Source organism: Bradyrhizobium sp. USDA 4452 (genome assembly GCF_054063575.1).
Genome location: NZ_JBSSGK010000001.1, coordinates 102,597 through 129,593, shown reverse-complemented (window position 1 = coordinate 129,593; position 26,997 = coordinate 102,597). Strand labels below are relative to the sequence as shown.

22 protein-coding genes, 1 tRNA gene and 1 pseudogene are annotated in these 26,997 nt (G+C 65.5%); 10 read left to right on the top strand and 14 right to left on the bottom strand.

The genetic code is table 11. The features are described from left to right. Positions 1-191: 191 nt before the first annotated feature. The 4 genes from cpaB to ACVISU_RS00785 are packed head-to-tail and all read left to right on the top strand — an operon-like array spanning position 192 to position 4,512. On the top strand, positions 192-995 hold the full coding sequence (gene cpaB, locus ACVISU_RS00800; protein WP_050405704.1) for a Flp pilus assembly protein CpaB: 804 nt from the start codon (positions 192-194) through the stop codon (positions 993-995). 13 nt (positions 996-1,008) lie between these two features. Then, the gene (locus ACVISU_RS00795; RefSeq protein ID WP_456705676.1) at positions 1,009-2,478 is read left to right on the top strand and encodes a type II and III secretion system protein family protein; all 1,470 of its coding nucleotides are present in this window, start codon (positions 1,009-1,011) and stop codon (positions 2,476-2,478) included. Between the two features lie 28 nt (positions 2,479-2,506). Beyond that, positions 2,507-3,247 (top strand): CpaD family pilus assembly protein, encoded by a 741-nt coding sequence (locus ACVISU_RS00790; protein WP_050405717.1) that lies wholly within the window; start codon positions 2,507-2,509, stop codon positions 3,245-3,247. After that, positions 3,244-4,512 carry an AAA family ATPase gene (locus ACVISU_RS00785; protein ID WP_456705675.1) on the top strand — a complete coding sequence of 423 codons (1,269 nt, stop codon included), beginning with the start codon at positions 3,244-3,246 and terminating at the stop codon, positions 4,510-4,512. The genes ACVISU_RS00790 and ACVISU_RS00785 overlap by 4 nt, the downstream gene beginning before the upstream one ends. A 26-nt stretch (positions 4,513-4,538) precedes the next feature. Here the strand turns inward: ACVISU_RS00785 and ACVISU_RS00780 are convergent, their stop codons facing one another. Together ACVISU_RS00780 and ACVISU_RS00775 are read right to left on the bottom strand one after the other, a co-directional pair. Then, entirely contained in the window at positions 4,539-5,363 is an 825-nt protein-coding gene (locus tag ACVISU_RS00780) for a tetratricopeptide repeat protein (RefSeq protein ID WP_456705674.1), read from the bottom strand. A 139-nt stretch (positions 5,364-5,502) separates the two neighbouring features. Beyond that, entirely contained in the window at positions 5,503-5,748 is a 246-nt protein-coding gene (locus ACVISU_RS00775; RefSeq protein WP_050405701.1) for a PilZ domain-containing protein, read from the bottom strand. Between the two features lie 331 nt (positions 5,749-6,079). On the opposite strand from ACVISU_RS00775, the gene ACVISU_RS00770 reads away from it, so the two are divergent. Further along, a complete protein-coding gene (locus tag ACVISU_RS00770; RefSeq protein WP_456705673.1) occupies positions 6,080-7,762 on the top strand; it encodes a Na/Pi cotransporter family protein in 1,683 nt (560 codons plus the stop codon). Positions 7,763-7,780: 18 nt separating this feature from the next. Here the strand turns inward: ACVISU_RS00770 and ACVISU_RS00765 are convergent, their stop codons facing one another. From ACVISU_RS00765 to ACVISU_RS00735, 7 genes are all read right to left on the bottom strand, one after another. Next, positions 7,781-9,577, bottom strand: coding sequence for a M23 family metallopeptidase (locus ACVISU_RS00765; RefSeq protein ID WP_456705672.1), 1,797 nt, complete (start codon positions 9,575-9,577; stop codon positions 7,781-7,783). Between the two features lie 192 nt (positions 9,578-9,769). Beyond that, the gene (locus ACVISU_RS00760) at positions 9,770-10,117 is read right to left on the bottom strand and encodes a lipid-A-disaccharide synthase N-terminal domain-containing protein (RefSeq protein ID WP_050405698.1); all 348 of its coding nucleotides are present in this window, start codon (positions 10,115-10,117) and stop codon (positions 9,770-9,772) included. Continuing rightward, positions 10,117-10,893 carry a glycosyltransferase family 2 protein gene (locus ACVISU_RS00755; protein WP_050405697.1) on the bottom strand — a complete coding sequence of 259 codons (777 nt, stop codon included), beginning with the start codon at positions 10,891-10,893 and terminating at the stop codon, positions 10,117-10,119. The genes ACVISU_RS00760 and ACVISU_RS00755 overlap by 1 nt, the downstream gene beginning before the upstream one ends. A gap of 70 nt (positions 10,894-10,963) precedes the next feature. Continuing rightward, a complete protein-coding gene (locus ACVISU_RS00750; protein WP_050405696.1) occupies positions 10,964-11,809 on the bottom strand; it encodes a phosphatase PAP2 family protein in 846 nt (281 codons plus the stop codon). A 1-nt stretch (position 11,810) separates the two neighbouring features. Continuing rightward, positions 11,811-13,556 (bottom strand): ArnT family glycosyltransferase, encoded by a 1,746-nt coding sequence (locus ACVISU_RS00745; protein WP_050405695.1) that lies wholly within the window; start codon positions 13,554-13,556, stop codon positions 11,811-11,813. 82 nt (positions 13,557-13,638) lie between these two features. Next, a complete protein-coding gene (pbpC, locus tag ACVISU_RS00740) occupies positions 13,639-15,753 on the bottom strand; it encodes a penicillin-binding protein 1C (RefSeq protein ID WP_456705671.1) in 2,115 nt (704 codons plus the stop codon). Beyond that, a complete protein-coding gene (locus ACVISU_RS00735) occupies positions 15,750-20,969 on the bottom strand; it encodes an alpha-2-macroglobulin family protein (RefSeq protein WP_456705670.1) in 5,220 nt (1,739 codons plus the stop codon). The genes pbpC and ACVISU_RS00735 overlap by 4 nt, the downstream gene beginning before the upstream one ends. A gap of 291 nt (positions 20,970-21,260) precedes the next feature. On the opposite strand from ACVISU_RS00735, the gene ACVISU_RS00730 reads away from it, so the two are divergent. The 4 genes from ACVISU_RS00730 (at position 21,261) to ACVISU_RS00715 (ending at position 23,871) form a co-directional block, all read left to right on the top strand. Beyond that, positions 21,261-21,337, top strand: a tRNA-Arg gene (locus tag ACVISU_RS00730). Between the two features lie 558 nt (positions 21,338-21,895). Next, positions 21,896-22,351, top strand: coding sequence for a DUF992 domain-containing protein (locus ACVISU_RS00725; protein ID WP_456705669.1), 456 nt, complete (start codon positions 21,896-21,898; stop codon positions 22,349-22,351). A gap of 396 nt (positions 22,352-22,747) precedes the next feature. Further along, complete coding sequence (locus ACVISU_RS00720; protein WP_456705668.1) at positions 22,748-23,164, top strand: hypothetical protein; 417 nt, start codon at positions 22,748-22,750, stop codon at positions 23,162-23,164. A gap of 401 nt (positions 23,165-23,565) precedes the next feature. Continuing rightward, entirely contained in the window at positions 23,566-23,871 is a 306-nt protein-coding gene (locus tag ACVISU_RS00715) for a hypothetical protein (RefSeq protein WP_050402494.1), read from the top strand. Positions 23,872-23,897: 26 nt separating this feature from the next. On the opposite strand, the gene ACVISU_RS00710 is transcribed toward ACVISU_RS00715, so the two are convergent. From ACVISU_RS00710 to ACVISU_RS00700, 3 genes are all read right to left on the bottom strand, one after another. Continuing rightward, entirely contained in the window at positions 23,898-24,533 is a 636-nt protein-coding gene (locus tag ACVISU_RS00710; protein ID WP_456705667.1) for a 2-dehydro-3-deoxy-6-phosphogalactonate aldolase, read from the bottom strand. Between the two features lie 11 nt (positions 24,534-24,544). Continuing rightward, complete coding sequence (locus ACVISU_RS00705; RefSeq protein ID WP_050402492.1) at positions 24,545-25,459, bottom strand: 2-dehydro-3-deoxygalactonokinase; 915 nt, start codon at positions 25,457-25,459, stop codon at positions 24,545-24,547. Between the two features lie 156 nt (positions 25,460-25,615). After that, entirely contained in the window at positions 25,616-25,831 is a 216-nt protein-coding gene (locus ACVISU_RS00700) for a hypothetical protein (protein WP_050402491.1), read from the bottom strand. 207 nt (positions 25,832-26,038) lie between these two features. On the opposite strand from ACVISU_RS00700, the gene ACVISU_RS00695 reads away from it, so the two are divergent. Then, positions 26,039-26,215 carry a hypothetical protein gene (locus ACVISU_RS00695; RefSeq protein WP_172803581.1) on the top strand — a complete coding sequence of 59 codons (177 nt, stop codon included), beginning with the start codon at positions 26,039-26,041 and terminating at the stop codon, positions 26,213-26,215. 89 nt (positions 26,216-26,304) lie between these two features. Here the strand turns inward: ACVISU_RS00695 and ACVISU_RS00690 are convergent, their stop codons facing one another. Both ACVISU_RS00690 and ACVISU_RS00685 read right to left on the bottom strand, forming a co-directional pair. Next, entirely contained in the window at positions 26,305-26,592 is a 288-nt protein-coding gene (locus ACVISU_RS00690; RefSeq protein WP_456705666.1) for a hypothetical protein, read from the bottom strand. Between the two features lie 140 nt (positions 26,593-26,732). Next, positions 26,733-26,974: pseudogene (locus tag ACVISU_RS00685) on the bottom strand (hypothetical protein). Between the last annotated feature and the right edge of the window lie 23 nt (positions 26,975-26,997).

Sequence of the window (26,997 nt, the reverse complement as noted above, 5' to 3'; positions counted from 1 at the left end):
CGATCTCCGGGATTCTGCGGAGATGCGGCGGCGATGATAACCCGCCGTTCACCATCCCCACCAATCCCTTAATTGTCCGGACCTTCCATCAAGTTCCCTTATACTTTTGCGGCCGTAGTGATGCTCCCGGGAAGGGCTGTCAGTGCCGCAAGGACGTGACTGCCCTGCGTTAAGGGCATTCAGACAGCAGCATGAAGACGGCACGCATCGTGGTCCTCGGCATCGCCGGCGTCGCAGGCCTCGCGGCCATGTATCTGGCGAGCGTTGGCGATCGCAAACCGGCGCCGGTCGCGCCGCCAGTGGTAGAGCTGCCGACAGTCGAGGTGCTGGTGGCGAAGTCCGACATCGGGCTCGGTCAGTCGGTCAAGCCTGAAGACGTGCAGTGGCAGCGCTGGCCGGCCGAGACCGCGAGCAGCGCGTTCATCCGCCACGACACCAATGCCGACGCCATGAACGACGTCATCGGTTCGATCGCACGCGCTCCCTTCATCGTCGGCGAGCCGATCCGCGAGCAAAAGCTGGTCAAGGCCAATGGCAGCGGCTTCATGGCCGCGATCCTGCCCTCCGGCATGCGCGCGATCTCCACCGAAATCTCGCCGGAGACCGGCGCCGGCGGCTTCATCCTGCCGAACGACCGCGTCGACGTGATCCTGTCACGACGCGACAAGAATCCCGATCAGCAGCAGGGCAGCCGCGACATCATCACCACCGAAATCCTGCTGTCCAACGTCCGCGTGCTGGCGATCGACCAGGCGCCGAAGGAGAAGGACGGCAACAACTCCCTCATCGGCAAGACCGTGACCCTCGAACTCAAGCCCGAACAGGCCGAGACGCTGGCGCGGGCCCGGCAGAGCGGCACGCTGGCGCTGGCGCTGCGCAGCATCGCGGACGTCAACGAGAAAACCGACGAGACCAGAGACCAGGCCCCGAAGCGGGGCGAGAGCATAAAGGTGGTGCGCTTCGGCATCCCGAGTTCTCAGACGACACAGAAGTGATGGGGGCTTCGATATGACAATTGGCGCGAAACAACTGGCGAGGCGGTCCACACTGGTCCGCTCGCTGTCATTCTCGGCGGTCACCGCCCTGATGCTGATCCCTGCCCTCGCCAGCGCGACCGATCCCGACAAGAACGCGGACGTCGCGGTGACGAGCAGCATCGCCGCCAAGACGCGCTTCGTCTCGCTCGGCGTCGGCAAGTCGGTGGTGGTCGACCTGCCGCGCGAGGCCAAGGACGTCCTAGTCGCCGATCCCAAGATCGCCAACGCCGTGATCCGCTCGGCGCAGCGCGCCTATATCATCGGCGCGGCGGTCGGCCAGACCAACGTGGTGTTCTTCGACGCCGACGGCAACCAGGTCGCTTCCTACGACATCGCGATCAAGCGCGATCTCAACGGCATGCGTGCCGCACTGAAGCAGATGCTGCCCGGCGTCCAGATCGAGGGCGTCGGCGAGAGCGTGGTGCTGACCGGCACGGTGGCAAGCCCGGTCGAGGCCCAGCAGGCCGGCGACATCGCCGCCAAGCTCGTCGGCAGCCCCGACAAGGTCGTCAACTCCATCGTGGTGCGCGGCCGCGACCAGGTGATGCTGAAGGTCACCGTCGCCGAAGTGCGGCGCGACGTCGTGAAGCAGCTCGGCGTCGATCTCAGCGCCAACATGAATTACGGCACCGCCGCAGTGGTCTTCAATAACGCCAACGCCTTCACCGCCAACAACGGACCGCTCGCCAGCAACAACGGGCTGACCGGTGCGGCCTTGAACAAGCTCGGCATGCCGACCGTCACCGCGACGCTGCGCGCGATGGAAAGCGCGGGCGTCGTGAAGACGCTGGCTGAGCCCAATCTCACGGCGATCTCCGGCGAGTCCGCGACCTTCGTGTCAGGCGGCGAGTTTCCAATTCCGACCGGAGTCACCTGTCAGACGACGACGTCGGGCACGATCGGCAATTGCGTCCAGACCGTCAGCTTCAAGAAGTTCGGCATCTCGCTCAACTTCACTCCGGTGGTACTGTCCGAGGGGCGCATCAGCCTGAAGGTGATGACCGAGGTCTCCGAAGTCTCTATGGACAACGCGCTGACCGGCGGCCAGGGCGGCACGACCATTCCCTCGATCAAGACCCGCCGCGCCGACACCACGCTGGAAGTACCCTCCGGCGGCTCGATCGCGATGGCCGGATTGATCCAGGAGCAGACCAAGCAGGCCATCAACGGAATGCCTGGCGTCGATCAGATCCCGGTTCTCGGACAGCTGTTCAGGAGCCAGGACTTCGTCAACAACGAGACCGAGCTCATGGTCATCGTGACGCCCTATGTGGTGCGCGCGGTTGCACAGAAGGAACTGTCCCGTCCCGATGACGGGTTCGCCCCGGCCTCCGACGCGCAGTCGGCGCTGCTGGCCCGAGTCAACCGAATCTACGGCGTTGCCGCCCGTGCCGAGCCGATCGGCGCCACGCCGGTTAATTTCGGCTTCATCATCGACTGAGGCGCTGAAGGGTTTGGGGGATACCATGATGACACGCAACACACGAGCCGGTCATGCGAGGACGCTGTCGCTGTCCGGCGCCCTCCTCGCCACCGCGATCGCGGTTGGCGGCTGCAACCTGACCGGCGACAATATTGCCACCGGCACGGTACCCGACGACTACCGGCAACGGCATCCGATCGCGGTCACCGAGGGTGAGCAGTCGATCGTCGTGTTCGTGGGCCGCGCCCGCGGCAATCTCACCGAAGCGCAGCGCGACGACGTGATGGGACTGGCCCGCACCTGGCGCCGCGAGGGCACCGGCGCGATCGCGATCGACGTGCCGGCCGACACTTCGAACGCACGCTCGGCGCAGGCGGTGTATCAGGAGATCCGGGGCGCGCTGGCCTCGATGGGCGTGCCTGCCCACGCCATCGTCAGGCGCTCCTATCGCGTCGACGATCCGCGCGCGCTGCCGACGATTCGCCTCAGCTATCCGAAGATGGCCGCGGTCGCCGGGCCCTGTGGCCTGTGGCCGAGCGACCTTGGTCCCTCGATCTACAATCCCAGCTACAACGAGAACAAGCAGTGGGACAATTTCGGCTGTGCCACGCAGCACAACCTTGCCGCGATGGTCGCCAATCCGTCCGACCTCGAGCAGCCGCGGACCGAAACCGCAGCCTACACGCCGCGCCGGTCGGTCGCGTTCCAGAAATACGGCAAGGGCGAGTCGACCGCGACCACCTACCCTGAAGCCGATAGAGCCAAGCTGAGCGACGCCGGGAAATGACCGAACAACGAGACGAGCCACAGCACGCCAACGACCACATCGCGCCGGCGCCACGGATTTCCGTGCAGGCCTTCTGCGCCAGCGTCGCGACCGCCACGACGGCGCGTGCCGCCGCCGAGGACCGCCGGCTCGCCAAGGCTCACCTCTCAGTTCATATGGGCGGCATCGCCGCCGCCGTCGACGCCTATCACAAGGCGCCGACGCCCAACGTCATCATGCTGGAGAGCGAGCCCGATATCGATTTGCTCGCCGGTCTCGACGAGCTCGCCACGGTCTGCGATCCCGGCACCCGCGTCGTCGTGCTCGGCGCGCCCGGCGAGACCGCACCATATCGCGAATTGGTCCGGCGCGGCGTCAACGACTACGTCATCGGACCGGTCAAGGTGCTCGACATCGTGCGCTCGATCTGCGGCCTGTTCTCGTCCTCGGAAGCAGTCTCCGTGGGTCGCCTGATCGCGGTCGCGGGTGCCAAGGGCGGCGTCGGCGCCTCGACCATTGCTCACAATGTCGCCTGGACCATCGCGCGCGACCTGGGGCTGGATTCGGTCGTTGTCGATCTCGATCTCGCCTTCGGCACCGCCGGCCTCGACTACAATCAGGATCCGACGCAGGGCATTGCCAACGCGGTGTTCTCGCCCGAGCGCCCGGACAGCGCCTTCATGGAGCGCCTGCTGGCAAAATGCGGCGATCACCTGAGCCTGCTGGCGGCACCGGCCACGCTCGATCAGGTCTACGATTTCGGCGCCGAAGCCTTCGATGCCATCTTCGATACGATGCGCATGACCACGTCCTGCATCGTGCTCGACGTTCCCCATCAATGGACCGCCTGGACCAAACGCGTGCTGGTCGGCGCCGACGACATCCTGATCGTCGCCGAGCCCGACCTCGCCAACATGCGCAACACCAAGAACATGATGAACCTGTTGAAGGCCGCGCGTCCGAACGACCGCCCGCCGCTCTACTGCCTGAACCAGGTCGGCATGTCGAAGCGCCCCGAGATCGAGGTCAAGGAATTTGCCAAGACGATCGAGAGCCAGCCGATCGCGACCATCCCGTTCGATTGCAGGCTGTTCGGTGAAGCCGCCAACAACGGCCAGATGATCGCGGAAGTCTCCGCGCGTCATCGCACCACCAGGACCTTCCTGCAGATCGCGCAACGCCTGACCGGCCGCCCCGATCTCGCCGAATTGCGCGGGTCGTTCCTGTCGCCGATCCTCCGGAAGCTGCGGTCGCGCCGGAACGATGGACGCCGCGCCGCCGGCTAGCAGCCGTGATTGGGGGGCTGATGGATCTAGTCGCGGCGGCTGGCCGCGACCGGGATCTTGTCGGTATCGGTACGGCTCGCATCCCTGCGCGCCAACAGCCGCTTCAACGCGGCGACATTAGCTGAGCCCTGATCGGGCGGCAGATCGGCCTTCATGATGGTTTCAGCTTCGGCCTGGCGGCCCTGCAGGCCGACCACGACGGCGAGATTGGTGCGCACCCGCATGTCGCCGGTCGCGCGATCCCGGGCCCGGCGCAACGTTTCCTCGGCCTTCGGCAGGTCTTTCGACAGCAGATAGGACAGGCCTAGATTCGAGAGCACCGACGCATCATCGGGCACGATCTTCAGGGCGCTCGCGTAATACTGGCGGGCCTCGTCGTGGCGCTCGAGCTGATCGAGCACGGCGCCCTGCGCCGACAGGATGCGCCAGTCCGGGTCCTCCGGGGTGTGTGCGCGCCCGAGCACGTCGAATGCCTGCTGGAAATTGCCGTTGTCGGCGAGCGCCCGTCCGTAGCCGGCGAGCAGCGCCTTGTTGCTGGGTTGCGCCAGCACCGCCTGCTCCATGACGGCAACCGCCTGCGCCCGCTGGCCGGTGGCGCGCAGCGCCCGGGCGTATTTCAGCGCGGCGTCGGTGTCTTTCGGATTGGCGCGAACCCGCTCGTGGTAGGTCGCAATATCACGCCGCGGATCGGCCGGCGCCGGCGTAGACTCCGCCGTATCGCCCAATGACCCAGTGATATCTGATGGCCCCGACGTCTGACAGGCGGACAGCCCGATCAGCAGGAGCGCGGCAGATACCGAGCTGGCGAGACGGTGCATGCGGCCTGAAGGTCGGGGTAATTTGTCGGACATCAACGAGACTCGGAACAGCGAAGGTTCCGGGATGCTCACAGCTTAACCCTAAGTTCCGGTTAAGGATGCCATCATCTCGCCGTCATCCGGCCCAGAAGCGGTGCCGGATGCGGCGCGAACCGCCAACCTGGCGGCTGGATCAGTCGACGAACTGGGCGCCGAATTCGTGCCCGATCCGCCAGGCCAGGCGGCACTGGCGCGGACTGCCGCTCGACAGGATGATGGTGAATTCCGGCGGAATCTCCAGATATTCAGCGATCACCTTGACGCCGCCGGCCGAGATATCGGTGATCATGCAGTCGCGCGGCAACGACCCTGCGCCCAATTGAATTTTGGCGACGCTCCGGCACTCACGGCGTTCGCTCTTGCGGCGATTGACAAACATCCTGATCCCCAAGCCCTTTTCTGGATAGCTTCTCGGCTGGACAGCTCTCTCGTTCCTACCGTCATAACGAGGAAAGATTGGAAACTGCCTAGCGGAACCAATCGCAATTGATCGGTCATGTTCGAGATTTATTTACCGGGCGCGCCTCGTCGTCGTCGAACCATGAAGCCGGGCCCAGGTTGCCACTGACCCCGGCGCCTCAATCGGGACCTCCTTCGTTACCGGCCTCTCCACCAGCCAGTTCCAAACGTGAACAAAAAGGGGTTGATCCCAGGTCATTTGGCGATAGCGTGACCCCTTCGACTCGAATTTGCCGGGATATCAGAGAAGTATGGGAAGTCTTGTTCTGCTTGATCTGATGGGGGGCGTCGCACTCCTGCTATGGGGCCTGCACATGGTCCACAGCGGGATTCTGCGGGCCTTCGGGCCCGATTTGCGCCTGTTGCTCGCGAGGGCGCTGAACAACCGCTTCACCGCCCTTGGCGCCGGCCTCGGCCTGACTGCCCTGCTGCAGAGCTCGACCGCGACCGCCCTGATCACCAGTTCCTTCGCCGCCGAGGAGATCGTCAGCCTGGTGCCGGCGCTTGCGATCATGCTCGGCGCCAATATCGGCACCACACTGATCGTGCAGGTGCTGTCGTTCAACGTCGCAGCCGTGGCGCCGGTGCTGTTCATCACAGGCCTCGTCGCATTCCGCAGCGGGCCGCGCTCTCGGATCAAGGATCTCGGCCGCGTCTCGATCGGCCTCGGCCTGATGCTGCTCGCGCTGCATATCCTGCTCGACACCATGGTGCCGGCCGAGAATGCCCCAGGCGTGCGGGTATTCCTGAACGCGATCACCGGCGATCCCGTGCTCTGCATCGTGATCGGCGCAGTCGTGACCTGGCTGGTCCATTCCAGCGTCGCCAGCGTGCTGCTGGTGATGTCGCTCGCCTATTCGCAGTTCGTCTCGCCCTATGCCGCGTTCGCGCTCGTGCTCGGCGCCAATCTCGGCAGCGCCATCAATCCGCTGATGGAGGGTGCGCGACGCGACAATCCGGCGAGCTACCGGCTGCCGGTCGGCAACCTCGTCAACCGTGTCGTCGGCATCCTGCTGGTGGTGCCGTTCCTGCGCCCGATCACCGAGCAGATTTACGCCTGGCAGCCCGACCTCGCCAAGGCGACCGCGCTGTTCCACATCACCTTCAACGTTGCGACCGCGCTGCTGTTCATCGGCGCGCTCGACCACATGGCGCGTCTGCTCGAGCGCCTGTTGCCCAAGCGTGCGCAGGAGACCGATCCGTCGCGGCCACGCTATCTCGACGAGAGCGCGCTGGAGACGCCTTCGCTCGCGCTCGCCGATGCCGCGCGCGAGGTGCTGCACATGGGCGACCACACCGAGGCCATGTTGCGCAAGGTGATGGCAGCGATGCTGACCAACGATCGCGCGCTGGTCGACCAGGTGTCGAAGATGGACAACACCGTCGACCGGCTGAACGAGGCGATCAAGCTTTACGTCACGAAGCTCACCCGGGGCAGCCTGGACGAGCGCGAGGGTCAGCGCGCCATGGAGATCGTCGCGTTCGCGATCAATCTCGAGCATATCGGCGACATCGTCGACAAGAATCTGAGCGAGCTCGCGACCAAGAAGATCAAGCACCGCGTGCAATTCTCGGCCGAAGGCGGCGAAGAGCTGTCGGCATTCCACAAACGAACGATCGACTCGCTGCGGATCGCGTTCGGCGTGTTCATGTCGGGCGACGCTGCCGAAGCGCGTAAATTGCTGACCGAGAAGGCGGCGCTGCGCGCGGCCGAACTTGCCGCCGTCGAGCGCCATCTGGAGCGCTTGCGCGAAGGCCGGCCCGAGACCATCGAGACCACCTCGCTGCATCTCGACGTGCTGCGCGACCTTCGCCGCATCCATTCGCACATCTGCTCGGTCGCTTATCCCGTGCTCGACGCCGCGGGCGAGACTGTCGCCGATCGTGAGAATGCGGTCGACGCAGCGGAACTTCCGGCGCCCGGGCGGCCGTGATCAAACTTGCGTTCGAGACTACGTCGGCGGCCGGTGGTCGGAGCCAGGCTGCGGATGCGGAAGGGCCGAGACAGCGGCAAGCTGGTTGATGCTGTCGCGCTGGCGGTCGAAAGCCCCGAGCAGATCGCCTTGCAGCAGCCGGCCGCCTGACAATTTCATCCGCAGCGGATCGACGTTGCGGCCGTTGATCCGCACCTCGTAATAGAGATGCGGTCCGGTCGAGAGCCCCGTCGATCCGACATAGGCAATCGTCTCGCCCTGACGAACCCGGTCTCCGATCTTGAGCCCCGGTGGGATGTTCGCGATGTGGGCATAGGTGGTCTCGTAGCCGCGATCGTGACGCACGCGGATATATCTCCCGTAGCCGCGTTCGTAGCCTTCGGTCTCGACGACGCCGGCGCCCGCGGCCGCGATCGGCGAGCCATATGGCGCCGCATAATCCACGCCCTCATGGAAGCGGCGGTCGCCGAGGATCGGATGGATGCGCCAGCCAAAGCCGTCGCCGAGGCGCCCGCTGACGACCGGCTTGCGCAGCAGGAATTTGGTGACGGATTGGCCGTCCTCGTCATAGAAATCCGAACTGCCGTCGTCCGGCGCCGTGAAGCGATAGTAGCGGCGCGCCTGCCCGCCGGCCGTCAATTCGATGAAGACCAGCTCCGGCTGGCCAATGTCGTTGGGAGCATAGATGAGGTTGGCCACGTCGGCCTCGCCGAGCGGCACGTCGAGATCGAAATCGCGGCCGCAAAGCCGCATCAGCTCAGCAACGATACCCTCGTCGACGTGGTTGGAGCGTGCAAGCGCGCTAAGGCCATCACGCAGCGTCTCGCCTGGAGCGGCGTGGGTGTTGATCGACTGACGCAACAACCTCCCGTTCGAGGAGGCGACATCCGGCTGTTCCGGCACGATCGCCTGGTACTGGCCGCCATCAGTGCGACCGACGGCGGACACGCTGGAATCCGCTCTTTCGATTGACACTCTGGCGACCCGGCCGCGCGGCGACCCGGCCTCTTCGCCCTGTTCGATGATCGTGATCTTCTCGCCGCCGGACAGCGTTTCCTGACCGCGAGGCGACGGGAAAGCGGCAAGGATCGCCGGTGCATCTTCCGCAGCCGCGGTGAGTGCCCGCAGAATGGCCAACAGCGTGTCACCGGCTCTGGCGATGATGACGTGCCGATGGCGATGCGACGTCCAAGGAGACTTCGGAAGGCGGGTAACGTTGACCGCCTCACCGATCGGAGAAGGCTGGTGCGGCACGTCCTCATCCGCAGCATAGGCGCTGGTGCCGCCGGGCAGCTCGGGGCGCAATGGACCCGCCCGTATGATGGCTGGCAACTCCAGCGGCGAACTCGCGCGCTGATCGTCCTTACCGTCTCCCTGAGCTTCGGCACGACGGTCCTGTTGCGGCCCGGGATCGATCTCCGCAAGCCGCGCAGACACGCGGGTGAATCGACGGACCGAGCCGGCATCGCTGAGCTGCTCGATCTTGACAGCGGTTGCATTGCCTTGCTCGCCAAGCCTCCGATCCAGGCGGTCGCCGCGCCGCGCTTCGTCGACCACCTGCCCCGTGAAACGTGGCAGTGAGACGACCGGCGAGACAGCGAATTGGGCGTGATCGCCAAATGCGCCGCGAAGTGCGCCAGCAAGCAAGGCGATGGCGGCGGCCCCGATCAGAATCGTCCCCGCCATCCAGCGGATACTGATTGCGCGCCGGTCCGGCAGTTCGTGCTCGCCGGTCAGCGGCGGCTGGTCGAACAGCGGGACGTCGCGGACGCTCGATCGATAACCACCCTTCGTCGCTTCGCCACCGCCGTTCATCGACGCCCCTCATCCCCTTGGGGCACGGACTCGGAATGCCGCCACGCCCACGGCGGACCGTAGATGCCATATGCCTTGGGGCGATTGTTTGACCTTGGCCCGGATTCGGTCGCGATTGATGCTGGGCCGAGCCCAATGCTGGAATCGGTCTAGATCGCGCGGAGGCCGATCATACCGCTCGCCGCACGATGATCACGACGCTCGGTTGTCGATCGTCTTCGACGCCCGTCCGCGGTTCTTCATGATCAGCATGATGTTGCGGATGTAGATCAGCGTCGCGAGCCCCTGCCCGATGATGATGACCGGCTCGCGCTTGGCGAGCCCGTAGATCAGCGTCATCAAGCCGCCGCCCATCGAGAAGAACCAGAACGCCATCGGCACCACGCTCTGGCCGGCGCGCTCGCTGGAAATCCACTGCACAAGAAAGCGCGCGGTGAAGAGCAATTGCGCGATGAGGCCGAACGCCAGCCAGAAGTCGAACTTGGCGACGAACACTTCGTAGAAATAGGCGCTGAGTGCCTGGCCGAACTGAATCAGCATCACTTCACCTCGGTCACGACCGGCACTTCGGTGCCTGTCACTTCAGTGACGACCGGAGTCGGCTTTTTGCGGCGGATCAGCCACCACACGCCGGCGAGATCCATGATCCCGATCCAGAGCCGGTCGAAGAAACCATAGTTCGACACGCCGGAATGGCGCGGGCGGTCGACGACATCAACATAGGCGATTGCGAGCCCCTCGCGGCGGACCAGCGCCGGAAGGAAACGATGCAGCCCGTCGAAATAAGGCATCGCCAGAAACACCTCGCGCGGAAACGCTTTCAGGCCGCACCCGGTGTCGCGGGTGCCGTCGCGCAGGATGATGCCGCGCACGGCGTTGGCGATCCGCGATTGCAGCCTCTTGAAGCCGGTGTCCTTGCGTCCGACGCGCTGGCCCGCAGCGAGGCCTACCCGGCCATGGCCGCTCTCGATCGCCGCGATCAGGTTCGGCAGGAAGGCCGGATCGTTCTGGCCGTCACCATCGAGCGTAGCCACGATCGCCCCGCGCGCGGCGCGCACGCCGCTGCGCACGGCGGCCGACTGGCCCGATGAGACCGCGTGGCGGAGCTGCCGGAGATTGGGCCGCTGCGCCATGATCGCGCTCAGCCGTTCGCCGGTTGCGTCCGTCGAGCCGTCATTGACATAGACGATCTCGTAGGCCCAGCGTCCGTCGAGGGCGGCTGCGATCTCGGCGATCAGCGGCGCGATATTGTCCGCCTCGTTGCGCACGGGCACGACGATGGAAACGGCGACCGGCGTCTGGTCGGAAACAGGCAATTCGGCACTCGTGGTTGATGTGGGGTTCGGCGGCTGGAACCCGCCCGATCCGGCCGCCGGGCGATCGCTTTTATGGGGCGAAAGCGCTCCCCGCAACCCTTTTGAGGCGGCCTTCCGACGGTCCTGACAGCGCCAACACGGTGCCATCGCGATCAATGGCGAAACCAAGGCGGCGGGCCGCGAACCAGTAACGCACGGCCATTGCGCCGATCACGCCGACCAGCGCGCCAGCCACCACGTCGCTCGGATGATGAGCCAGCAGCACGAGCCGCGTCGCGATGATGATCAGCGCATAGACCAGCATCGCGCCCCGTGCGCGTGGCCAGACCGCCGACACGGCGAAGGCCAGCGCGAATGCCGTGATCGAGTGTCCTGACGGAAAGCTCGAATAGGCCTCCGTGCCGGCGAAATGCTGGAAGTTGAACGCATTGGCCTTGCCGCCGACAAAAGGCCGCCCGCGGCCGACGATCCACTTGATCAGTTCACCGACCGCCACCGACAGCGCGACCGACAGGAACAGGTATTGCAGCCGCGTCCCAAAGCCGAGCAAAATCGCACGCGGTACACCACGCAGCGCGGGCGCCGCCAATGCGACCGCAACGAGCAGCAGGCCAAGCGCGCTCAGCACATACTCGTCCTTGCCGAAATCGGTGAGTATCTTCACCCACCAGAGACCCGGCGTGCCGCGTGGCGGCATCAGGCTGATCTCGGCGACATCGACCGCATACATCAGGGTGATGATTACGGCGCCAACGGCGACGACGAGCAGGAGTGCGTGGCGCGCGGAGCGTCGCGCTGCCTCGGCCCGGCGCGAATGCGATGGGGCACGCACGAGCTGGGCAAAGGACAGCCAGACCAGCGTCAGCAATCGTCCGAAATAGTTGGCGGATTCCGCGGTGGCTGGCGGCGCCGGCATGTCACTCCGTCCCTTCGGAACGGAAGATCGCGATCGAAACCGCCTTGCCCTGCGAGATGTTGTAGCCCTCGATCCGCACCGGCGCGTTGTAGCGCAGGCCGATCGCCTCGGCGCGCTGCACGAAGGCGCGCTCGGAGCGCTGTTCGACCAGCGCGAAGCGGCAGGAGCCCTGCCCCAGGAAATCCGCAGCGCCGGATCCGTCGGTAAGCAGCGTCGACGTATCGGTCATGAACACGAGGCTCGGTTCATGGAAGCCGGCCGCCGCCGCCTTCGGGCCGACGCAGGTCACGTTGCGCAAGGCGCGCGCGACCTCCTGGCTCGGAAACACGGTGGTGAGCCGCGGCAGCACCACGCCGTAGGTGGCGCCTGCCATCAACGCCGCGGCGATCACCGCATTGAGCAGCGAGCGCTCGGCGCGGCTATCCTCGAACATCCACCACGCGATCAGGCCGAACACCATCGCCACGGCGAACAACGGCCAAGCCGGAAACACCGGTTGATGGATCGCCTTGATGGCGCCGACGATCACGAGCACGGCGCCGAACGCGGGGATAGCGAACCACCATGCGGCGCCGCGCAACAGCCAGGGAGAGCGCGACAGCACACGCCGCTCGAGCGCGCCGACGGTCAGGATCGCAACCGCCGGATAGAGCGGCAGCACGTAATGCGGCAGCTTGGTCAGCACCGCCTCGAACACGATCCAGGACGGGATCAGCCAGGCCAGCAGGAACTGCGCGCCGGGCTCGCGCCGCGCGCGCCAGACTGCCGGCGCCGCAAGGCCTGCGAGCGGTGCGCCGGGCCAGAAGGTTATCCAGAACAACAGCAGATAGAGCCCGGGCGGCGCGCCGTGCGACTCCTGTGCGCCGAGTTTGCTCAGCATGTCGCCGCCGACCGAGTCGGCAAAGAAGGTTTCGCCGGCGCGCAGGAAGATCAGCACGAACCACGGCAGCACCAGCACCAAGGTCCACATCAGGCCCCAGACCGGACGCATGCGCCAGAACCAGGCCGCCGAGCGATCGAGGATCGCAAGCCCGGCCATCGCAAGGCCGACGAACATCAGAATCAGCGGGCCCTTGATCAGGATGCCGACCGCGAGCGCCGTCCAGAAGATCGCAGGCGGGGCCCATGATGGATGCGCCGGGTCCTCGCCACGTTGCCAGGACAGATACACCCGCGCCATCGCGCCCATCGCCGCGGTGACCGTCAGCAGCAGCATGGCGTCGGTCTTGGCGAGCCGTGCTTCGACGCCAAGCAGCACACAGCTTGCCATCATCAAGGCAGCCAGCACCGCCCCCTGTCGCGTCACGAAGGCAAGCGCCGTCCAATAGGTCAGCAAAACGGCGCCGATGGCGCCGATCAGGGACGGCAGGCGGTAGACCCAGATGCGGACCTGGGCGCGCGGCACCCCGAGCGCGGAGATCGTCTTCAGCGCCGCCGCCTGCATCCAGTAGATTCCGACCGGCTTCTTGTAGCGAACGTCGTCCTGGAAGCGGATGTCGACGAAGTCGCCGCTCTCGACCATCTGCTTGGTCGCCTGGGCAAAGCGAACCTCGTCGCGGTCGATCGGCGGGATGGTAAAGAAGCCCGGCAGGAGCAGCACCAGGCAGGTCAGCGTCAGGAACAGGATCGAACGCCATTGGCTGGCCGTCGCGAACTCGAACGCCATGAACAGCCTGCGGCTTGAATGCGCAGGTTTTACAGACTGTTGCCCTGCTCCGAAGCGCCGGGGTTGGAGGCTATCCACCATGGGTTTCGCATACGATGAAACCGTAGCGCAAACAACCGTGCTGTTCCGCTTTCCAACCCTGCTGTTCCGCTTTCCCGCGCGATCATTGCACGCGGATCACAACGGTATCCGCTGCCCCCGTGGCGTCGATCACGGTGAGCCGCGTGAAACCCGGCCCAGGTGGGTCGATCAGGCGCTGCCGACGGCCGTCGATGTCCCCGGCTGAGACACCGTTCACGAGTACCGTCAACGGCAGCACCCCGCCGGCGACCTTGAACGGCATTGCCGCAAGACGGCCGCCCTCGGACTGATCGACATCGATGCGTGAGCCGTTCAACGGAAACTGGATGTGCGGCGCTTGGTCGTTGCCGCTGCGGACCAGTTCGCCGAGCGGCCGGAACCGACGCAACGGCGGCGGCAGTTTCGCATTGGTGGCGACCAGCACGCCGCGCGGCGGCCTCGGCAACGCCGCCGGGATTTTTCCGGTGCGCGCAAAGGCATCGAACAGGATCGGCGCCGCCGCCGTGCGCCCAACCAGGCCCGGCACCGGTGCGCCATCGGGGCGGCCGACCCAAACGCCGATGGTGATGCGGCCGTCGAAGCCGACCGACCAGGCATCGCGATAGCCATAGCTGGTGCCGGTCTTGAACGCGATCCGGTTGTGCACGCCGTTCTCCGGCGGCGGCGTGCCGAGCAAGACATTGCCGACCTGCCAGGCGGCAGCCTGATCCATCAGCCGCATCGTGTCGCGGCTGTCATTGTCCTGCATGAGCTCGCGCAGCGGCTTGGTCGCGCCGAGGCGCGCCAAACCGGAATAGAGCTGGGCAAGATCCTGCAGCGTGACGCCGACGCCGCCGAGGCCCATTGCGAGTCCCGGCGCCTCGTCCTTCGGCAGCACCAGGCTGGTGCCGGCCTGCTTCAGCCGCGACGACAGCCGGCTCGCGCCGACCCGGTCCAGCAGCGCGATCGCCGGCACGTTCAGCGACAATTGCAGCGCCTTGCGGATCGGCACCGTGCCCTGGAACGTCATGTCGAAGTTTTCCGGCGCATAGGAGCCGAACCGGATCGGCCGATCCTCGATCAAACTGTCGGGATGAACAAAGCCGTCTTCGAAGGCGAGGCCGTAGATGAACGGCTTCAAGGTCGAGCCCGGCGAGCGCACCGCGCGCGTCATGTCGACCTGACCGGCCCGCCGATCGTCGAAATAATCCGCCGAGCCGACGCGTGCGAGCACGTCGTTCGTCTCGTTGTCGACCACCACGATCGCGACCGAGACGTCGGGCCCCTGCGCGATGGCGCGGTCGCGCGCCAGCGCCTCCAGGTTCTGTTGCAGCGAGGCATCGAGCGTCAGCTTGATGACAGGCGCGTCCTTCATCGTCGCGATTGCCTGATCGGACGAATGCGGCGCCAGGATCGGGATCTGCTTTCGCAGCTTCGGCACCGCCGCAGCCCTCGCCTGCGCGGCATCGTCCTTCGGCACCACGCCCTCCTCGACCATGCGGTCGAGCACGCGGTCGCGCGCGGCATGGGCGGCTTCCGGATAACGATCGAGCCGCCGGCGTTCCGGCGATTGCGGCAGCGCCACCAGCAGTGCGGCTTCCGCGAGCGAGAGCCGCTTCGGCTCCTTGCCGAAATAGGCGATCGAGGCGGCGCGCACGCCTTCGAGGTTGCCGCCGAACGGGGCCAGTGCGAGATAGAGATCGAGGATCTGGTCCTTGGAGAACTGCCGCTCCAGTTCAACAGCGCGCACCATCTGCCGTAGCTTTGCATACACCGAGCGCTGGTGCCGCGGCTCGATCAGCCGCGCCAACTGCATCGTGATCGTAGAGCCGCCGGAGACGATGTGCCCGCTTGTGAGCAGTTGGAAGCCGGCGCGCGACAGCGCCAGCGGATCGATGCCGTGGTGCTCGTAGAAGCGCTTGTCCTCATAGGCGAACAGCAGCTTCAGGTAGCCGGGGTCGACCGATGTCTTGGCGTCAACCGGCAGTCGCCAGCGCCCATCCGCCATCGCATAGGCACGCAACAGCTTTCCGTTGCGGTCGATGACCGTGGTCGAGACCTGCTGCGCGCTATCGAGCGGCAGCGGCCCGAGGGACACGACCCAGCCAGCGAACGCGGCGGCTGCGACTAGCGTCGCGGCCGTGCAGATCGTCAAGACCGTCCTGATCCGCCGCCAGCGCGATGGTCGTACCGGTGCTGTGCTCAACGTTGCACTCATTTCGCCGGCTTCACCTCGACAGCACCAGTACCGCTGCGGCCGTAGCGCGAGGGGTTGTACATGTCCTCGACATAGGCCTGCGGCAGCACGTATTTGCCCGGCGAAACTGCGCGCACGACATAGGCGACGGTGAACACCGACTTGTCATTGGCGCCCCGATCGATCGCCGCGGTGAAGCGGTCATCGCGGAACTCGGCGTTTTTCGGCTCGACACCATCTTCGATCCACTCGAGCGTGCCGGAATCGCCTGACGACACCAGGTTGGGGTTGTCGATCTCGAGCCCGGCCGGCAGATAATCGGCCACCATGATGTGACCGAATTCCGGCTTGGCCTCCGTCACCTTCAGGACAACCGCAAAGCGGTCGTTCTGTTTCGCCTTGGTGACATCGGCCGGCTTGCCGTCGAGCGTGAAATAGCTGCGCTCGATCTTGAACCCATTGGACGCCGCCGGCTCCGGCGTCACCGGCGAGCCCGAGACCGAGATCACCGCCTGCACCGGTGCGTCGCCGGTGTTGGTGATCTTGAGCGGCTGGCCCGTCATCTCCTCGGCCTTGTAGCTGCGGTAGACCGCGGTCTTGACCGCCTGGCCGTTGATGTCGAGCGCCAGCGTCTCCTTGGCGAGCGCGCGTGCCGCCAGCACCATCCACGCATTCTCCTGCGTCGAGGTGTAGGGCGACAGCCCGCGCGCCGCTTCCACCCGCAGCACGGCCTGCGTCAGCGTGGTGCGCGGCGCATTGCCCTCGCCCGCAAGCGAGACCAGCGCCGCCGCATCGCGCAGCGCCGAGCCATAATCGACCCGGCCGAACTCGATCACGGGTTTGGGGTTCAGCGCGTCGAGCGCGGCACCATAGACCCGCTCGGCCCGCGCCTTGTCGCCGACCAGCGCCAGCGCCGCGGCGAGCTGCGCCTTCGAAATCGGCGTCGCCAGATTGTTCAGCTTGGTGTCGGCGAGATAGCGCAGATCGCCGATCGGCGCGGCGCCGTTGCGCGCGAGCACGTAGAGGCCGTAGGCCAGATCGCGGCCGCCGTCCTTCTCCGGCTCGTTGGCATTGACCACCGAGTTCCTGACGCGATCGAGCGCGCTCTTGAACAGCACGTCCGGCACCGCGAAGCCCTTTTCACGGGCCCGGGTCAGGAAGTCAGTGACGTAGGCATCGAGCCAGGCGTCGTCGCCGCCCGCCGACCACAGGCCGAACGAACCATTGGAGCCTTGCCGCGCGAGGAGCCGTTCAATCGCGTCGCGGATGCGTTGGTCGACCGCAGTGTCCATCGCGAGATGGGCGCCGGCGGCGAGATCGTTGACATAGAGCAGCGGCAGCGCGCGGCTCGTGATCTGCTCGGAGCAGCCGTAGGGATAGCGGTCGAGTGCCTTCAGGATGCTGGCGGCATCGAGCGCGGTCGACAGGCTCGCCGAGATCGAGACGCTTCCGGTGCCCGGCACCAGATCGGAGAACATGTCCGAGGTCAGCGTCAGGCTCTCGCCCTTCGCCAGCGTGCGGATCGAGCGGCGCGCCAGCACCTGGGTCGCCGGCTTGACGTCGAGCGCGTAATGCCGCGCCAACGTCATGCCGTTCGGCCCTGAAATGTCGACGTCGAATGCGGCGCGACCCGCGCCGCCGGCCTCGAGGCCAAGCGACAGCGACGTGCGCTGCTTGGCTGCAAGCTTTGCGGTCGTGGTCGGATTGCCCGAAGCCTTGATCGGGCCGCTCGCCTTCACGCTGACGACGTAATCGCCGGCGGCGCCTTCGACATTGTCGATCTCCATGCTGATGGTGCCCTTGTCACCGGTCAGCAGGAAACGCGGCAATGTTGCCGTTAACACCACGGGATCGCGCACGATCACGTCAACATTGGCGCGGCCGAGCTTGGTGGCGCTCCACGCCACCGCCATCACCCGCGCTGTGCCGGCGAATTCGGGGATGTCGAAACTCACCTCGGCGGTGCCGTCAGGGCCGACCGTGACGATACCGGAATACAGGGCCAGCGGCTTCTGCGTCGGCGGCGAGCCCTGCAGCTCGGCGCCGGCGGCGTCACCGCCGCTGCGGATCTGGCCGCGCGTGCCCTGCATGCCGTCGATCAGCTGGCCGTAGAGGTCGCGGATCTCGGCGGTCAGACGGCGCTGGCCGAGATAATAGTCATCCGGCGCCGGCGGCTTATAGTTGGTCAAATTGAGGATGCCGACATCGACCGCGGCCAGCACCACCTTGGCGTCCTCGCCGGGATTGAGCCCGCCGAGCTTGACCGGGATCTTCAGCGCCGCGCCGGGCCGCACCAAGGCGGGCGGCGACAGCTCGACGGCCAGCGTGCGCGTCTTCTTGTCGATGCCGAACCATTTCAGCCCGATCGCGCGGCCCGGCATGCGCCCGGCGGCGGCATCGAGCGGACGGCGCAGCGTGGTCATTACGTAGGCTCCGGTGCCCCAGTCCTTGCCCACCGGGAGCTTGACCTGCTGGGTGCCCTCCTTGACGTCGACGCTTTGGGTCGTCAGCAGGCGGTCGCCGAGCACATAGACGGTCAGCTTGCCCGCGGTGCGCGCATTGACCGACACCGTCATGGTGTCGCCGGATTGGTATTCCGGCTTGTCGATTGAGGTTTCGAGCAGATCGGGCGTGTCGGCGCTGCCGTCGGAATACCAGCCGACATCGAACTGCACCGAGGTCACCGGACCGTCGGCATCGGTCGATTTCACATCGAGCCGGTAGCGGCCGGGCTGCGGCTGGAAGGTCAGTCGCATCGCCTTGTCGGCCGCGAGATTGACGTCGCCGTCGGCGACGCGGCGGGTCGACTTGACCGGCTCATACTGCCAGGACGAATTTTGGCGATACCATTGATAACGCGACTCCAGTTTCAACAGCTCGTAGCGCAGCCCGTTGCGCGACAGCTGCTTGCCGTCGGGGGCGACGAACACGACGTCGAACTGGGCCTTGTCGCCCTCGGCTACGCTCTTGTCGCCGAACAGCGGCTTGACGCCGATCAGCGAGGCGCCAGGGGCCACCGGCAGCACGATCTTGCGCTCGACCGAACGGCCGCCGGTCTCCGCCATGCGGATGAAGATCTGGGCTTCCTGCGGCCGGGTCGAGCCCGGCACCTTGTCGAGCTTCACCGGGAAGGTCGCCGCGCCATTGGCGTCGGCCTCCGGCAGGTCCTCGATCGCTGTCCGCTCGTTGCTCGGGGTCTGCTCGTCGTCGACGCCGAACTGGTAGCCGGCGTAGCCGGGCCGGCCGCCCGCCGCGGGCGCGACCAGCATGTCGCCCTCCAGCTGCAGGCCCGAGGCTGGTGCGCCATAAAGGAAATGGCCGGAAACCTGAAGTTCCACTGGAACTTCAGCTTTGATCACCTTCTCGTTGCTAGTCAGGTCGAATTCAATCCGCTCGGGGATGTAATCCTCGACCATGAAGGTGGTCTCGCCAACCGACGAGCCCTTGGGGTCGGTGAAGACACGGGCGCGCCAGGTGCCGGTCGGCACCGCGGAGTTCAGCGCCACCGCAAGCATCCGGCCGCCGGCGCCCTGGTCGGGCAGCACGGCGCGGCGGAATTCGACGCCGTCGGGCCGCTCGATCACCATGGTGAGCGGCGTCCCGGTCAGGGCGTTGCCCTGTCCGTCGCGCAGCAGCGCGGTCAAATAGACGGTCTCGTTGGAGCGGTAGACGCCGCGCTCGGCATACACAAAAGCGTCCGCGCCGGCCGGGATCGCGCGCCCCGCGACGCCGCGGTCGGTGAGGTCGAAGGCGTTGGTCTTCAGGCTCAGGAAGGCATAGTCCGCCTTCTCGCCCGTCACCGTCAGCAGTGCCGGCGACAGTCCGCCCTCGCCGCGCGCCAGCCCCTGCTCGAACAGCACATGGCCGGCGGCATCGGTCTTGCGGGTGGCCAGGATCTCGTTGTTGCGGGCGACCAGCTTCACTTCGGCATTGGCGACCGCTTCGGTCGAGGCGAGCGAATTGACGAAGACGTGGATACCGTCATTGCCAGAGAATGCCGAGAGGCCCATGTCTGAGACGATGAACCATTGCGTCGCCAGCGTGCCGTCGTCATCGCTGCCCGGCCCCTTGGCCGCGGCTGTCATCACATAGACACCCGGCTGCAGGTCGCCGAGCGCCTGGTCGACCGGAAATGCGGTGACGACGTCCTGGTTCAGCGTGGTGGCGGTGGCGAGCTCGCCGGACCACACCTTGACGCCGCGCTGATCGCCGAGATCGGAGAGCTGATATCGGCTCAGCGTACTCTGAAAGTCGCTGTCGATCACGGTGTTGATCAGGTTGCGGTCGCCGATCCGGAATACGTTGACCGTGACCGCCGGCGTGTTGACGCTGACCACCGGGATACCGCGCTGGCCGGTCCGCGGCAGCACATAAGCGCGCCCGGTGAACCGCACGAACGGCTTGCGGTCGCGGACATAGATGTTGAACTCGGCGGATTTCGGCAGGGTCTCCTTGACGGTCGACGGCAGGCCGGCGCGCAGATTGATGTTGTAGCGCTCGCCGTGCTTCAGCCCGTCGACGCAGAGCTGCTGGCCTTCCGCCGACAAGGCCGGCTTGTCGGTGCCGGCCAGTGCGAGATACGGCGCAAAGTCGACCCGCTTGGCGAGCTCCTCGGAGAACTGGAAGCAAGCCCGCGGCGAGGCCGCGTCGGAATCGACGGTATAATCGAGCAGCCGGAAGCCGTGCTCGTCGCGCATCTTCTCATACTGGCCCCGCACATCGGCGACCTCGCGCTTTTCGAGCGACAGCCGCAGCGCGTCGAGCGCCGGACGCCACAGCTTGCGCTCCGCGAGTGCCTTGCCGAGCACGGCCAACGAGTCGGCCTCCTCGCCCGCATTGCCCGCGCGCTGATAGGCGATGTAGGCGGCGGTGGAGGCGCGTTCCATCAGGAAGGTCTGTTCGCTGGAGCTGGCGGAGCGGATCTGGAACACGGTTTTGGCAAGCCGCAGCCAGTTGGCGCCGTCCTCGGGCGCGGTTGCCGCGATCTGGCCGAGGATCGTGAGCCCGCCGCGGAAATCATTGCGCCTGAAGGCGGCGTCCGCGTCGGTGCGCAAGGTCGCAGCCGACTTGTTGACGGCGCCCGCCTCGCTCTTGATCTGGGCCTCCAGCTTGATCGCGGAATCGGCGAGATCGTCGCGCCTGAAGGCCTTGTCCGCGGCTTGGGCGCTCATTTGGGCGCTCACTAGGCCGAGCGCCAGCGTGGCGCAAAATGCGGCCGCACGAACCAATCCGATCATGATGGAGCTCCTGAACGCCCCGCGGTCGATCGCCGCGTTGGGATTAAAAAATGCGCGAAAGGTGACGGAGTGAAGGCGCCGACACGAACGGACGAAAACGTCGCAGATGGCATTGCCGACATTCCTTCGACCGGCCCCGGCGGCGGCACCATCGTGCCGGCTCGGTGGGCTGGTCTGGCCAACGCAGGGCGGGACCCCTGCTCGCCTTTGTCGTCCGACCACAAAAATCGGTTCGGACGGACTTGGCGGAAAGGCGGATTTTTCATATTGCGGATGCTACAAGGCGGCCACGGTCCCGTAGCTCAACTGGATAGAGTAGCGGATTTCTACTCCGCGGGTTGCAGGTTCGAATCCTGCCGGGATCGCCACGCCACTCCCCTTCGATGAAGCCATTTTCCGCAAGCCGCGAAGCCGGCCGGAAACAAAGCCGGGTTAGTGTCCCCTCATTGCACCAAAAGGGGATTCGGTCATGTGGGATTTCATCAACGAATTGTATCGGGATTTCTGCCTGGCTCGCCTGCAGGAGATGCGGAAGCTGGAGCATCATCTCTGACCGGGCGCGGAGCATGGACAACGACAGGCCCTTGGCCGGAGCCGTCCTGACAGCGGCGGTGATCGCCGCAGTGGTTTGGGTTACGATCGGACCTCCGCCGGGGCACAAGAAGGTCAGCAGCCAACACCAGACCGTCGCGAGACGCTGACACCCGCATGAATACGGGTTACTCGAACCTTGGCGCCGGTCCCGCAGACAGAACATGACTGGGATTGCGGGCCCAGATTGAAACAGGTCGCCGCCGGGACAATCCATTTCGAGCCCGGCGGCGTAATTTCGTTGGCCACCCCAATTCTAAGAATCCCTTAACCACCAGCGAAGGCCGCACGCGAAAGCGTGGACCGATTGCACTTGCTTCGCGTTGTACTGCGCCATGCGTACAGCGGGTCATTGGTTCATCGTTGCGGTGTGTGGCGCGGCCGTTCTCGCCACGCCCATCGCAACCGCCGAGGCACAACAGGTGCAGGCCGGAACGCTCGCGTGTCGTGGCGGCCCCGATACCGGATTCATCCTGGGCCCGGTGACCAATCTCGATTGCGTGCTGCACGCCGACGGCGCACCGGACAGTCGCTACGTCGCAGCGATTCCCAACCTCGGCATTTTCATCGGCGAGGAGGAGGTCGCGCTGACCTGGAAGGTGATGGCGCCGGTGCCGTGGCTCGGGCTCGACCAGCTCGCCGGCAGTTACACCCACGAAAGCGGCATGGCCGACAATGTCCTCGCCGGCGGCATGGATACCCCGATCACGATGCATCCGCTGAACGAGGATGCTTTCCCGATTCCGCGGGTCAAGATCGAGAGCCTGGAAATTCGGTCGATGGATCGCTGATCGACACCGCACGCCGGCTGCCAAAACGCACAACGCCGCCCGCTTGAAATATACGCGGACGGCGCTGCTTCTAGCCCCAGGAAGGTGATGCAAAATCCTGACGCTCCAAGTCTGCACGTTGTGTGCCAACGATCATGGCCCATATGGGCTATTTGCCTGCAGAGAAACGAAGGTAGGCTAAGCACCGAGGCACTGGTGACGGTGCCTCACGACCAAAGTGTCAACTTGGCCTCAGCGTGGCCCACGCGCTGAGGTCATTCTTTTAGATGTTCACGGTCTGCTCTGAAATCGCGTCTTGTTCTTTATCACTCAGCGCACGCAACGCTTCCGTAGTTCTCCGTGCGTGAACAAAGTTCCGACGGGGATTGAGATGCCGAACGGATTCTGTTCGTCACGTTGCAGGTTCCGATTCTCGCAGCGATCGTCGGTGGCGAGCTTCGTGATTTCTTAATCTGGAACTGGTTCCTCAAAGCGATCGCCAGCGCTTTCATTGTTCGTCGGTATTGTAGGATCGCTATGGAAGATTCCGTCCAGATCCGTTGCACACGCTGCAAGAACGTCTTTCGTGATCGCGCCAAGCGGCTGCAGAACGGTTACTCGCGCCAGTGCCCGAGCTGCGAGATCGTCCTCTTCTTCGACGAGGACTCGCATGATTCAAACATCAAGCGCGCGATGCGAACCGCGCGGCGCGTAACGAACGAACTGCGTGACAGCGAAGGCGTGATCACGAGAAGGGCCGCGGGCGCTCTCCGGCAGTACGGCGGCCGCTCGGCTTCGAACGCGCGGGGCAATGAAGAAGCGGACGACGATTGAGTTTGGCGTCGCCGGCCGCTCGACTAACCGCCCAGGCCGACATAGGACGAGGCACGGTCGAGCCACTGGCGCGTCGACTCGTCACTCCAGCCAGGAACGGCGAAGCGCGGCGCCGGCGTTGCAGCCGCGGGCGAGCGAACAGTTGCGGGTCGGGTTGTGTGGGAATGACGCCGCGTTGCGGCGCTCGCAGACACGCACAGGATGAGCAACAGGCCAAGTGCCAAGACACAACGCATCGCATTTGCTCCTGACCATTATCGCGACCGCGCCGAGAGAACGATCACCTCGCCTGTTTGTTCGGCGACGCCGTGCAACGGACCACATGGTGTGCGGCCGGGTCAAGAATTTCGTCAGGAATGACCATGTATGGAAGACACGTCCGACGCCCGGAGAGAGACGACATGCGGAATCTGAATACTGTGCTGAGCAAGCTGAACGACCGCCTGCTGCGGCTGGAAGGTGAGATGTTCGTGCTGCGATCGATCGCGCGCGCCGCCCTGACCTCCGGCGACGAGTCCGCGGTCCGCACCCGCAAACTGCTCGAAGGCGCCAAGCTCGCGCTGGCGGACGAAGCCGAACGGCCACTGGACGCCGCGACCGGGAAATACGTTGCGGCCGCGATCGCCATGGTCGAAGAGCTGCTCGAGAATCCTCGGGAGGCGGCGCCGCTGTTCAGGGTGATCGACGGCGGCAAGCGCGACGATTAGACCGCGGTCAAGAATTCCGACCCGGCCTAGCTCGCGCTTTGCACGGCCCTGTCATACGCCTCGATTGTCACCTTTGCCCGGATGGCGACATCCGCGGCCGTCATGCCCGGCTTGTAGAGGCTGCTGCCGAGACCGAAGGCGCGAATGCCCACCTTCACATACTCCGCGAAGTTCTGGTCCGAGACGCCGCCGACGGCCGCGAGCGTCACAGCCGGCGGCAGCACGGCGCGGATCGCCGAGATGCCGGAAGCGCCGAGCACGCTTGCCGGAAAGAATTTCAGGCTCGAGGCGCCCGCGCGCGCGGCGAGCAGCGCTTCCGTCGGCGAGAACACGCCGGGCATCGTGATCATCGCGTGGTGCCGGGCGCGGGCCAGCACGTCGACATCGACGTTCGGCGACACCACCAGGCGCCCGCCCACATCATGGAGACGGTCGACATCTCCCGGGGTCAGCACCGTACCGGCGCCGATCAGGACGTCAGCAGGCGCCCGCTTCGCCGCGATCTCGATCGAACGGAACGGCTCGGGCGAGTTCAGAGGAATCTCGATCGCGGTCATATCAGCCTCGAGCAGCGCGCTCACGATGCCCAGGGCCTCATCCGGTTTGACGCCGCGCAGGATCGCGACCAGCGGACGCTTCATCGGAGGAAACGGAATGCTCATGCGTTGATCCCTCAATTGTTCCAGATCGCCGCCGCGGCGCCGGCGAGGCCGCGGCGAACCGCCTCCTCCGCATCCATTAGGTTGAGCGGAATCGAAAGGCCTTCGAGCGCGATCTGATAGAGCCGTTGCAGGCGCCCCGATGCAATCAGCGTCACCGGTGTTGCGCGCTCCCGCTCCGCAAGGCCGGCCGCCAACTCGCCACCGATCAACGTGCCCGAGATCGTCTCACGCGCCGCCTGCGTGCTGCCGCCGAACAGCAACTGCCGGGATCGCACCCGAAACAGCAAATTGGCCGACAGCGCCGGCGCCGCGAACGCCGCGACGACGGCCGAGCGGAACGCATCGGCGTCGACGGCCTCGTCCGCTCCGGCGATGGCGTGCGACAGAATGGTGTCGCGCGCAACCACGCTGAACAACTCGCCTGTCATGAAGGTCGCAAAGCGCTCGACCGTTCCACCGCGCAGGCGCACCCATTTGGAATGGGTTCCCGGCATGCAAACGAGGGCCTCACCCGGCGCATTCAGGCCGAGCGCGCCTAGCAACTGGGTTTCCTCGCCACGCATCACATCGGGGGCCGCAGCATCGCGCTGCGCAATCCCGGGCAGGATGCGGATATCGCGCGGCTGTCCGCCGACCACGACCGCGCTTTTTAGGATATCGGCGAGATGCGCCGGCGTGTCGACATAGCCGGCCTCGACCCAGCCCTGCCGCGCGCCGGCCATGCCGCAGATCACGACCGGCAGATCGGCCGCAGCGCCCAGCGCGTCGAGATGCGATTGCAGCACGGACGCAAAGCCGGCCCTGGCAGCCGCGGTCATGCCCTCGTCACTGCGGCGTTCGCCGAACACCTCTCCGCCGGCGCCCATCAGCCAGAGCCGGAAGCTGCTGGTGCCCCAATCGACCGCGACATAGGAAGGCCCGCTCATCGCGCTCTGTTCCACGCACCTGGTTTCCGGCTCGGCGATAGCGCCGCTGACCAGACGCGATAACGGCGTTCATCACGCCGCGCAAGACGCCATCGCGAGGCTACGCGAACGCATGCGACCGCCAGGCCCTATTCGCGTCGGTGGGGCGCGGATCGATTACCGCGCGCCCTTCAACGTACAGGAGGTCGTGCAGGTCGTGACGTTGCCGTGGTCACATTTGATGCAGGCGTTGACGCACTGATCCATGACCTTGGGATTGTACTGACTGTAAAGATTGGCCGCGCAGCTGTTGGTCGATCCCGTGACCTCCGGGTCGGACCAGCAACCTGACAGTAAAAATGCTGCGGCACTCAAAATGGCGACCTTGCGCATAAGGCCTCCTGCCACGCTCTATCCAAGTAACATTGCAAGTAACCTTGATAGGTTAGGTTAAATTTCGGTTTCAATTGCGACCCTCTCCGGAAGCAGTATTGCTTATCCACCGGACATTTCCCCAAGGTCCGGGCCCACACCGGCAAGGCCGTCAGGCGACCCCGCCTGGCGGCTTTGTTTGCCCAGCAGCGCAAGGATACCAACAAGATGGCCCGAAAGCCGCGGTGGTCGTTCAAGGAGGACCGACGACTGATGGAATTGGCACGGTCCTCCAAGTCACTGGAGGAGGTCGTGAAGGCGACCGGTCGTTCGCCGGAGCGAATCAAGAAGATGGCGATGCGCCTTGGCCTCTCCATCAAGCCCCGTGGCGTCACCAAGAAATAGTTTGAAATAAAGCCGCAGCCTAGCCGGCCGGAGTGCTCTCGCGCGAAGCGAGCCGTCGACGTGAAGACGATACCCCAGAAACAAGAAACTTAGGGTTCCGGCGGACAATCGTCCTTGGCACGCACCGAGATCGCCTTGACCTCGCCCCCGCTCTTAACCTCGCGCTCGGCCTTGGCCTCCTGTTCATCCTCGCCCGCCCGCGTGCAGGTGGTCAACACGAAAGCTACCCGGCTGCATTGCCACGCCGGCCCGAGCGCCGCGCTCGACACCGGCTCTGGCGAGGCCAGCGTCAGGGATAGATACGCTACCAAAACGCCACCTGCCGCGCCTGCGGCAGCCAGCGCTGCGCCCGTTCCGGACCACAGCTTGGACATCATGGCCTTGGTTCCCGCCGATCTCTGGGAGTTGAGGCAACCCGCCTGTCCGCGTGTGACCGGAATCACAACCGGGACCAAACAGTTCAGCCCGAGTCTTGGGGATCGATGTGGGAACGATATTGCACTGCCGCAAGGCAGGGTCAGCGCGCCGGCTCGATCACATTACAGTTGGTCCGGCCCGACATCAGACAGTCCTGCATCTTGCTCGCCGCCGTCAGGTCATGCGCAAGCCAGAGGCCGACGGCGAGCATGACCACTGCGACCAGCAGTCCGATCAGCGCTCCGCGGCGATTGCCTCCGTCTTCGGATTCGCTCATGGCCGCTTCGGTTCCCTTTTGCCATCGCCCGCATCATGACCGTTTGCACGGTTGCGTGCGATCAATTCTGCAACAGTCGCACAACGAA

Coding starts and splice junctions, on each gene's coding strand:
- cpaB (WP_050405704.1), top strand. CDS start 192: ATGAAGACGGCACGCATCGTGGTCCTCGGCATCGCCGGCGTCGCAGGC.
- ACVISU_RS00795 (WP_456705676.1), top strand. CDS start 1,009: ATGACAATTGGCGCGAAACAACTGGCGAGGCGGTCCACACTGGTCCGC.
- ACVISU_RS00790 (WP_050405717.1), top strand. CDS start 2,507: ATGACACGCAACACACGAGCCGGTCATGCGAGGACGCTGTCGCTGTCC.
- ACVISU_RS00785 (WP_456705675.1), top strand. CDS start 3,244: ATGACCGAACAACGAGACGAGCCACAGCACGCCAACGACCACATCGCG.
- ACVISU_RS00780 (WP_456705674.1), bottom strand. CDS start 5,363: ATGTCCGACAAATTACCCCGACCTTCAGGCCGCATGCACCGTCTCGCC.
- ACVISU_RS00775 (WP_050405701.1), bottom strand. CDS start 5,748: ATGTTTGTCAATCGCCGCAAGAGCGAACGCCGTGAGTGCCGGAGCGTC.
- ACVISU_RS00770 (WP_456705673.1), top strand. CDS start 6,080: ATGGGAAGTCTTGTTCTGCTTGATCTGATGGGGGGCGTCGCACTCCTG.
- ACVISU_RS00765 (WP_456705672.1), bottom strand. CDS start 9,577: ATGAACGGCGGTGGCGAAGCGACGAAGGGTGGTTATCGATCGAGCGTC.
- ACVISU_RS00760 (WP_050405698.1), bottom strand. CDS start 10,117: ATGCTGATTCAGTTCGGCCAGGCACTCAGCGCCTATTTCTACGAAGTG.
- ACVISU_RS00750 (WP_050405696.1), bottom strand. CDS start 11,809: ATGCCGGCGCCGCCAGCCACCGCGGAATCCGCCAACTATTTCGGACGA.
- ACVISU_RS00745 (WP_050405695.1), bottom strand. CDS start 13,556: ATGGTGGATAGCCTCCAACCCCGGCGCTTCGGAGCAGGGCAACAGTCT.
- pbpC (WP_456705671.1), bottom strand. CDS start 15,753: ATGAGTGCAACGTTGAGCACAGCACCGGTACGACCATCGCGCTGGCGG.
- ACVISU_RS00735 (WP_456705670.1), bottom strand. CDS start 20,969: ATGATCGGATTGGTTCGTGCGGCCGCATTTTGCGCCACGCTGGCGCTC.
- ACVISU_RS00725 (WP_456705669.1), top strand. CDS start 21,896: ATGCGTACAGCGGGTCATTGGTTCATCGTTGCGGTGTGTGGCGCGGCC.
- ACVISU_RS00715 (WP_050402494.1), top strand. CDS start 23,566: ATGCGGAATCTGAATACTGTGCTGAGCAAGCTGAACGACCGCCTGCTG.
- ACVISU_RS00710 (WP_456705667.1), bottom strand. CDS start 24,533: ATGAGCATTCCGTTTCCTCCGATGAAGCGTCCGCTGGTCGCGATCCTG.
- ACVISU_RS00705 (WP_050402492.1), bottom strand. CDS start 25,459: ATGAGCGGGCCTTCCTATGTCGCGGTCGATTGGGGCACCAGCAGCTTC.
- ACVISU_RS00700 (WP_050402491.1), bottom strand. CDS start 25,831: ATGCGCAAGGTCGCCATTTTGAGTGCCGCAGCATTTTTACTGTCAGGT.
- ACVISU_RS00695 (WP_172803581.1), top strand. CDS start 26,039: ATGGCCCGAAAGCCGCGGTGGTCGTTCAAGGAGGACCGACGACTGATG.
- ACVISU_RS00690 (WP_456705666.1), bottom strand. CDS start 26,592: ATGATGTCCAAGCTGTGGTCCGGAACGGGCGCAGCGCTGGCTGCCGCA.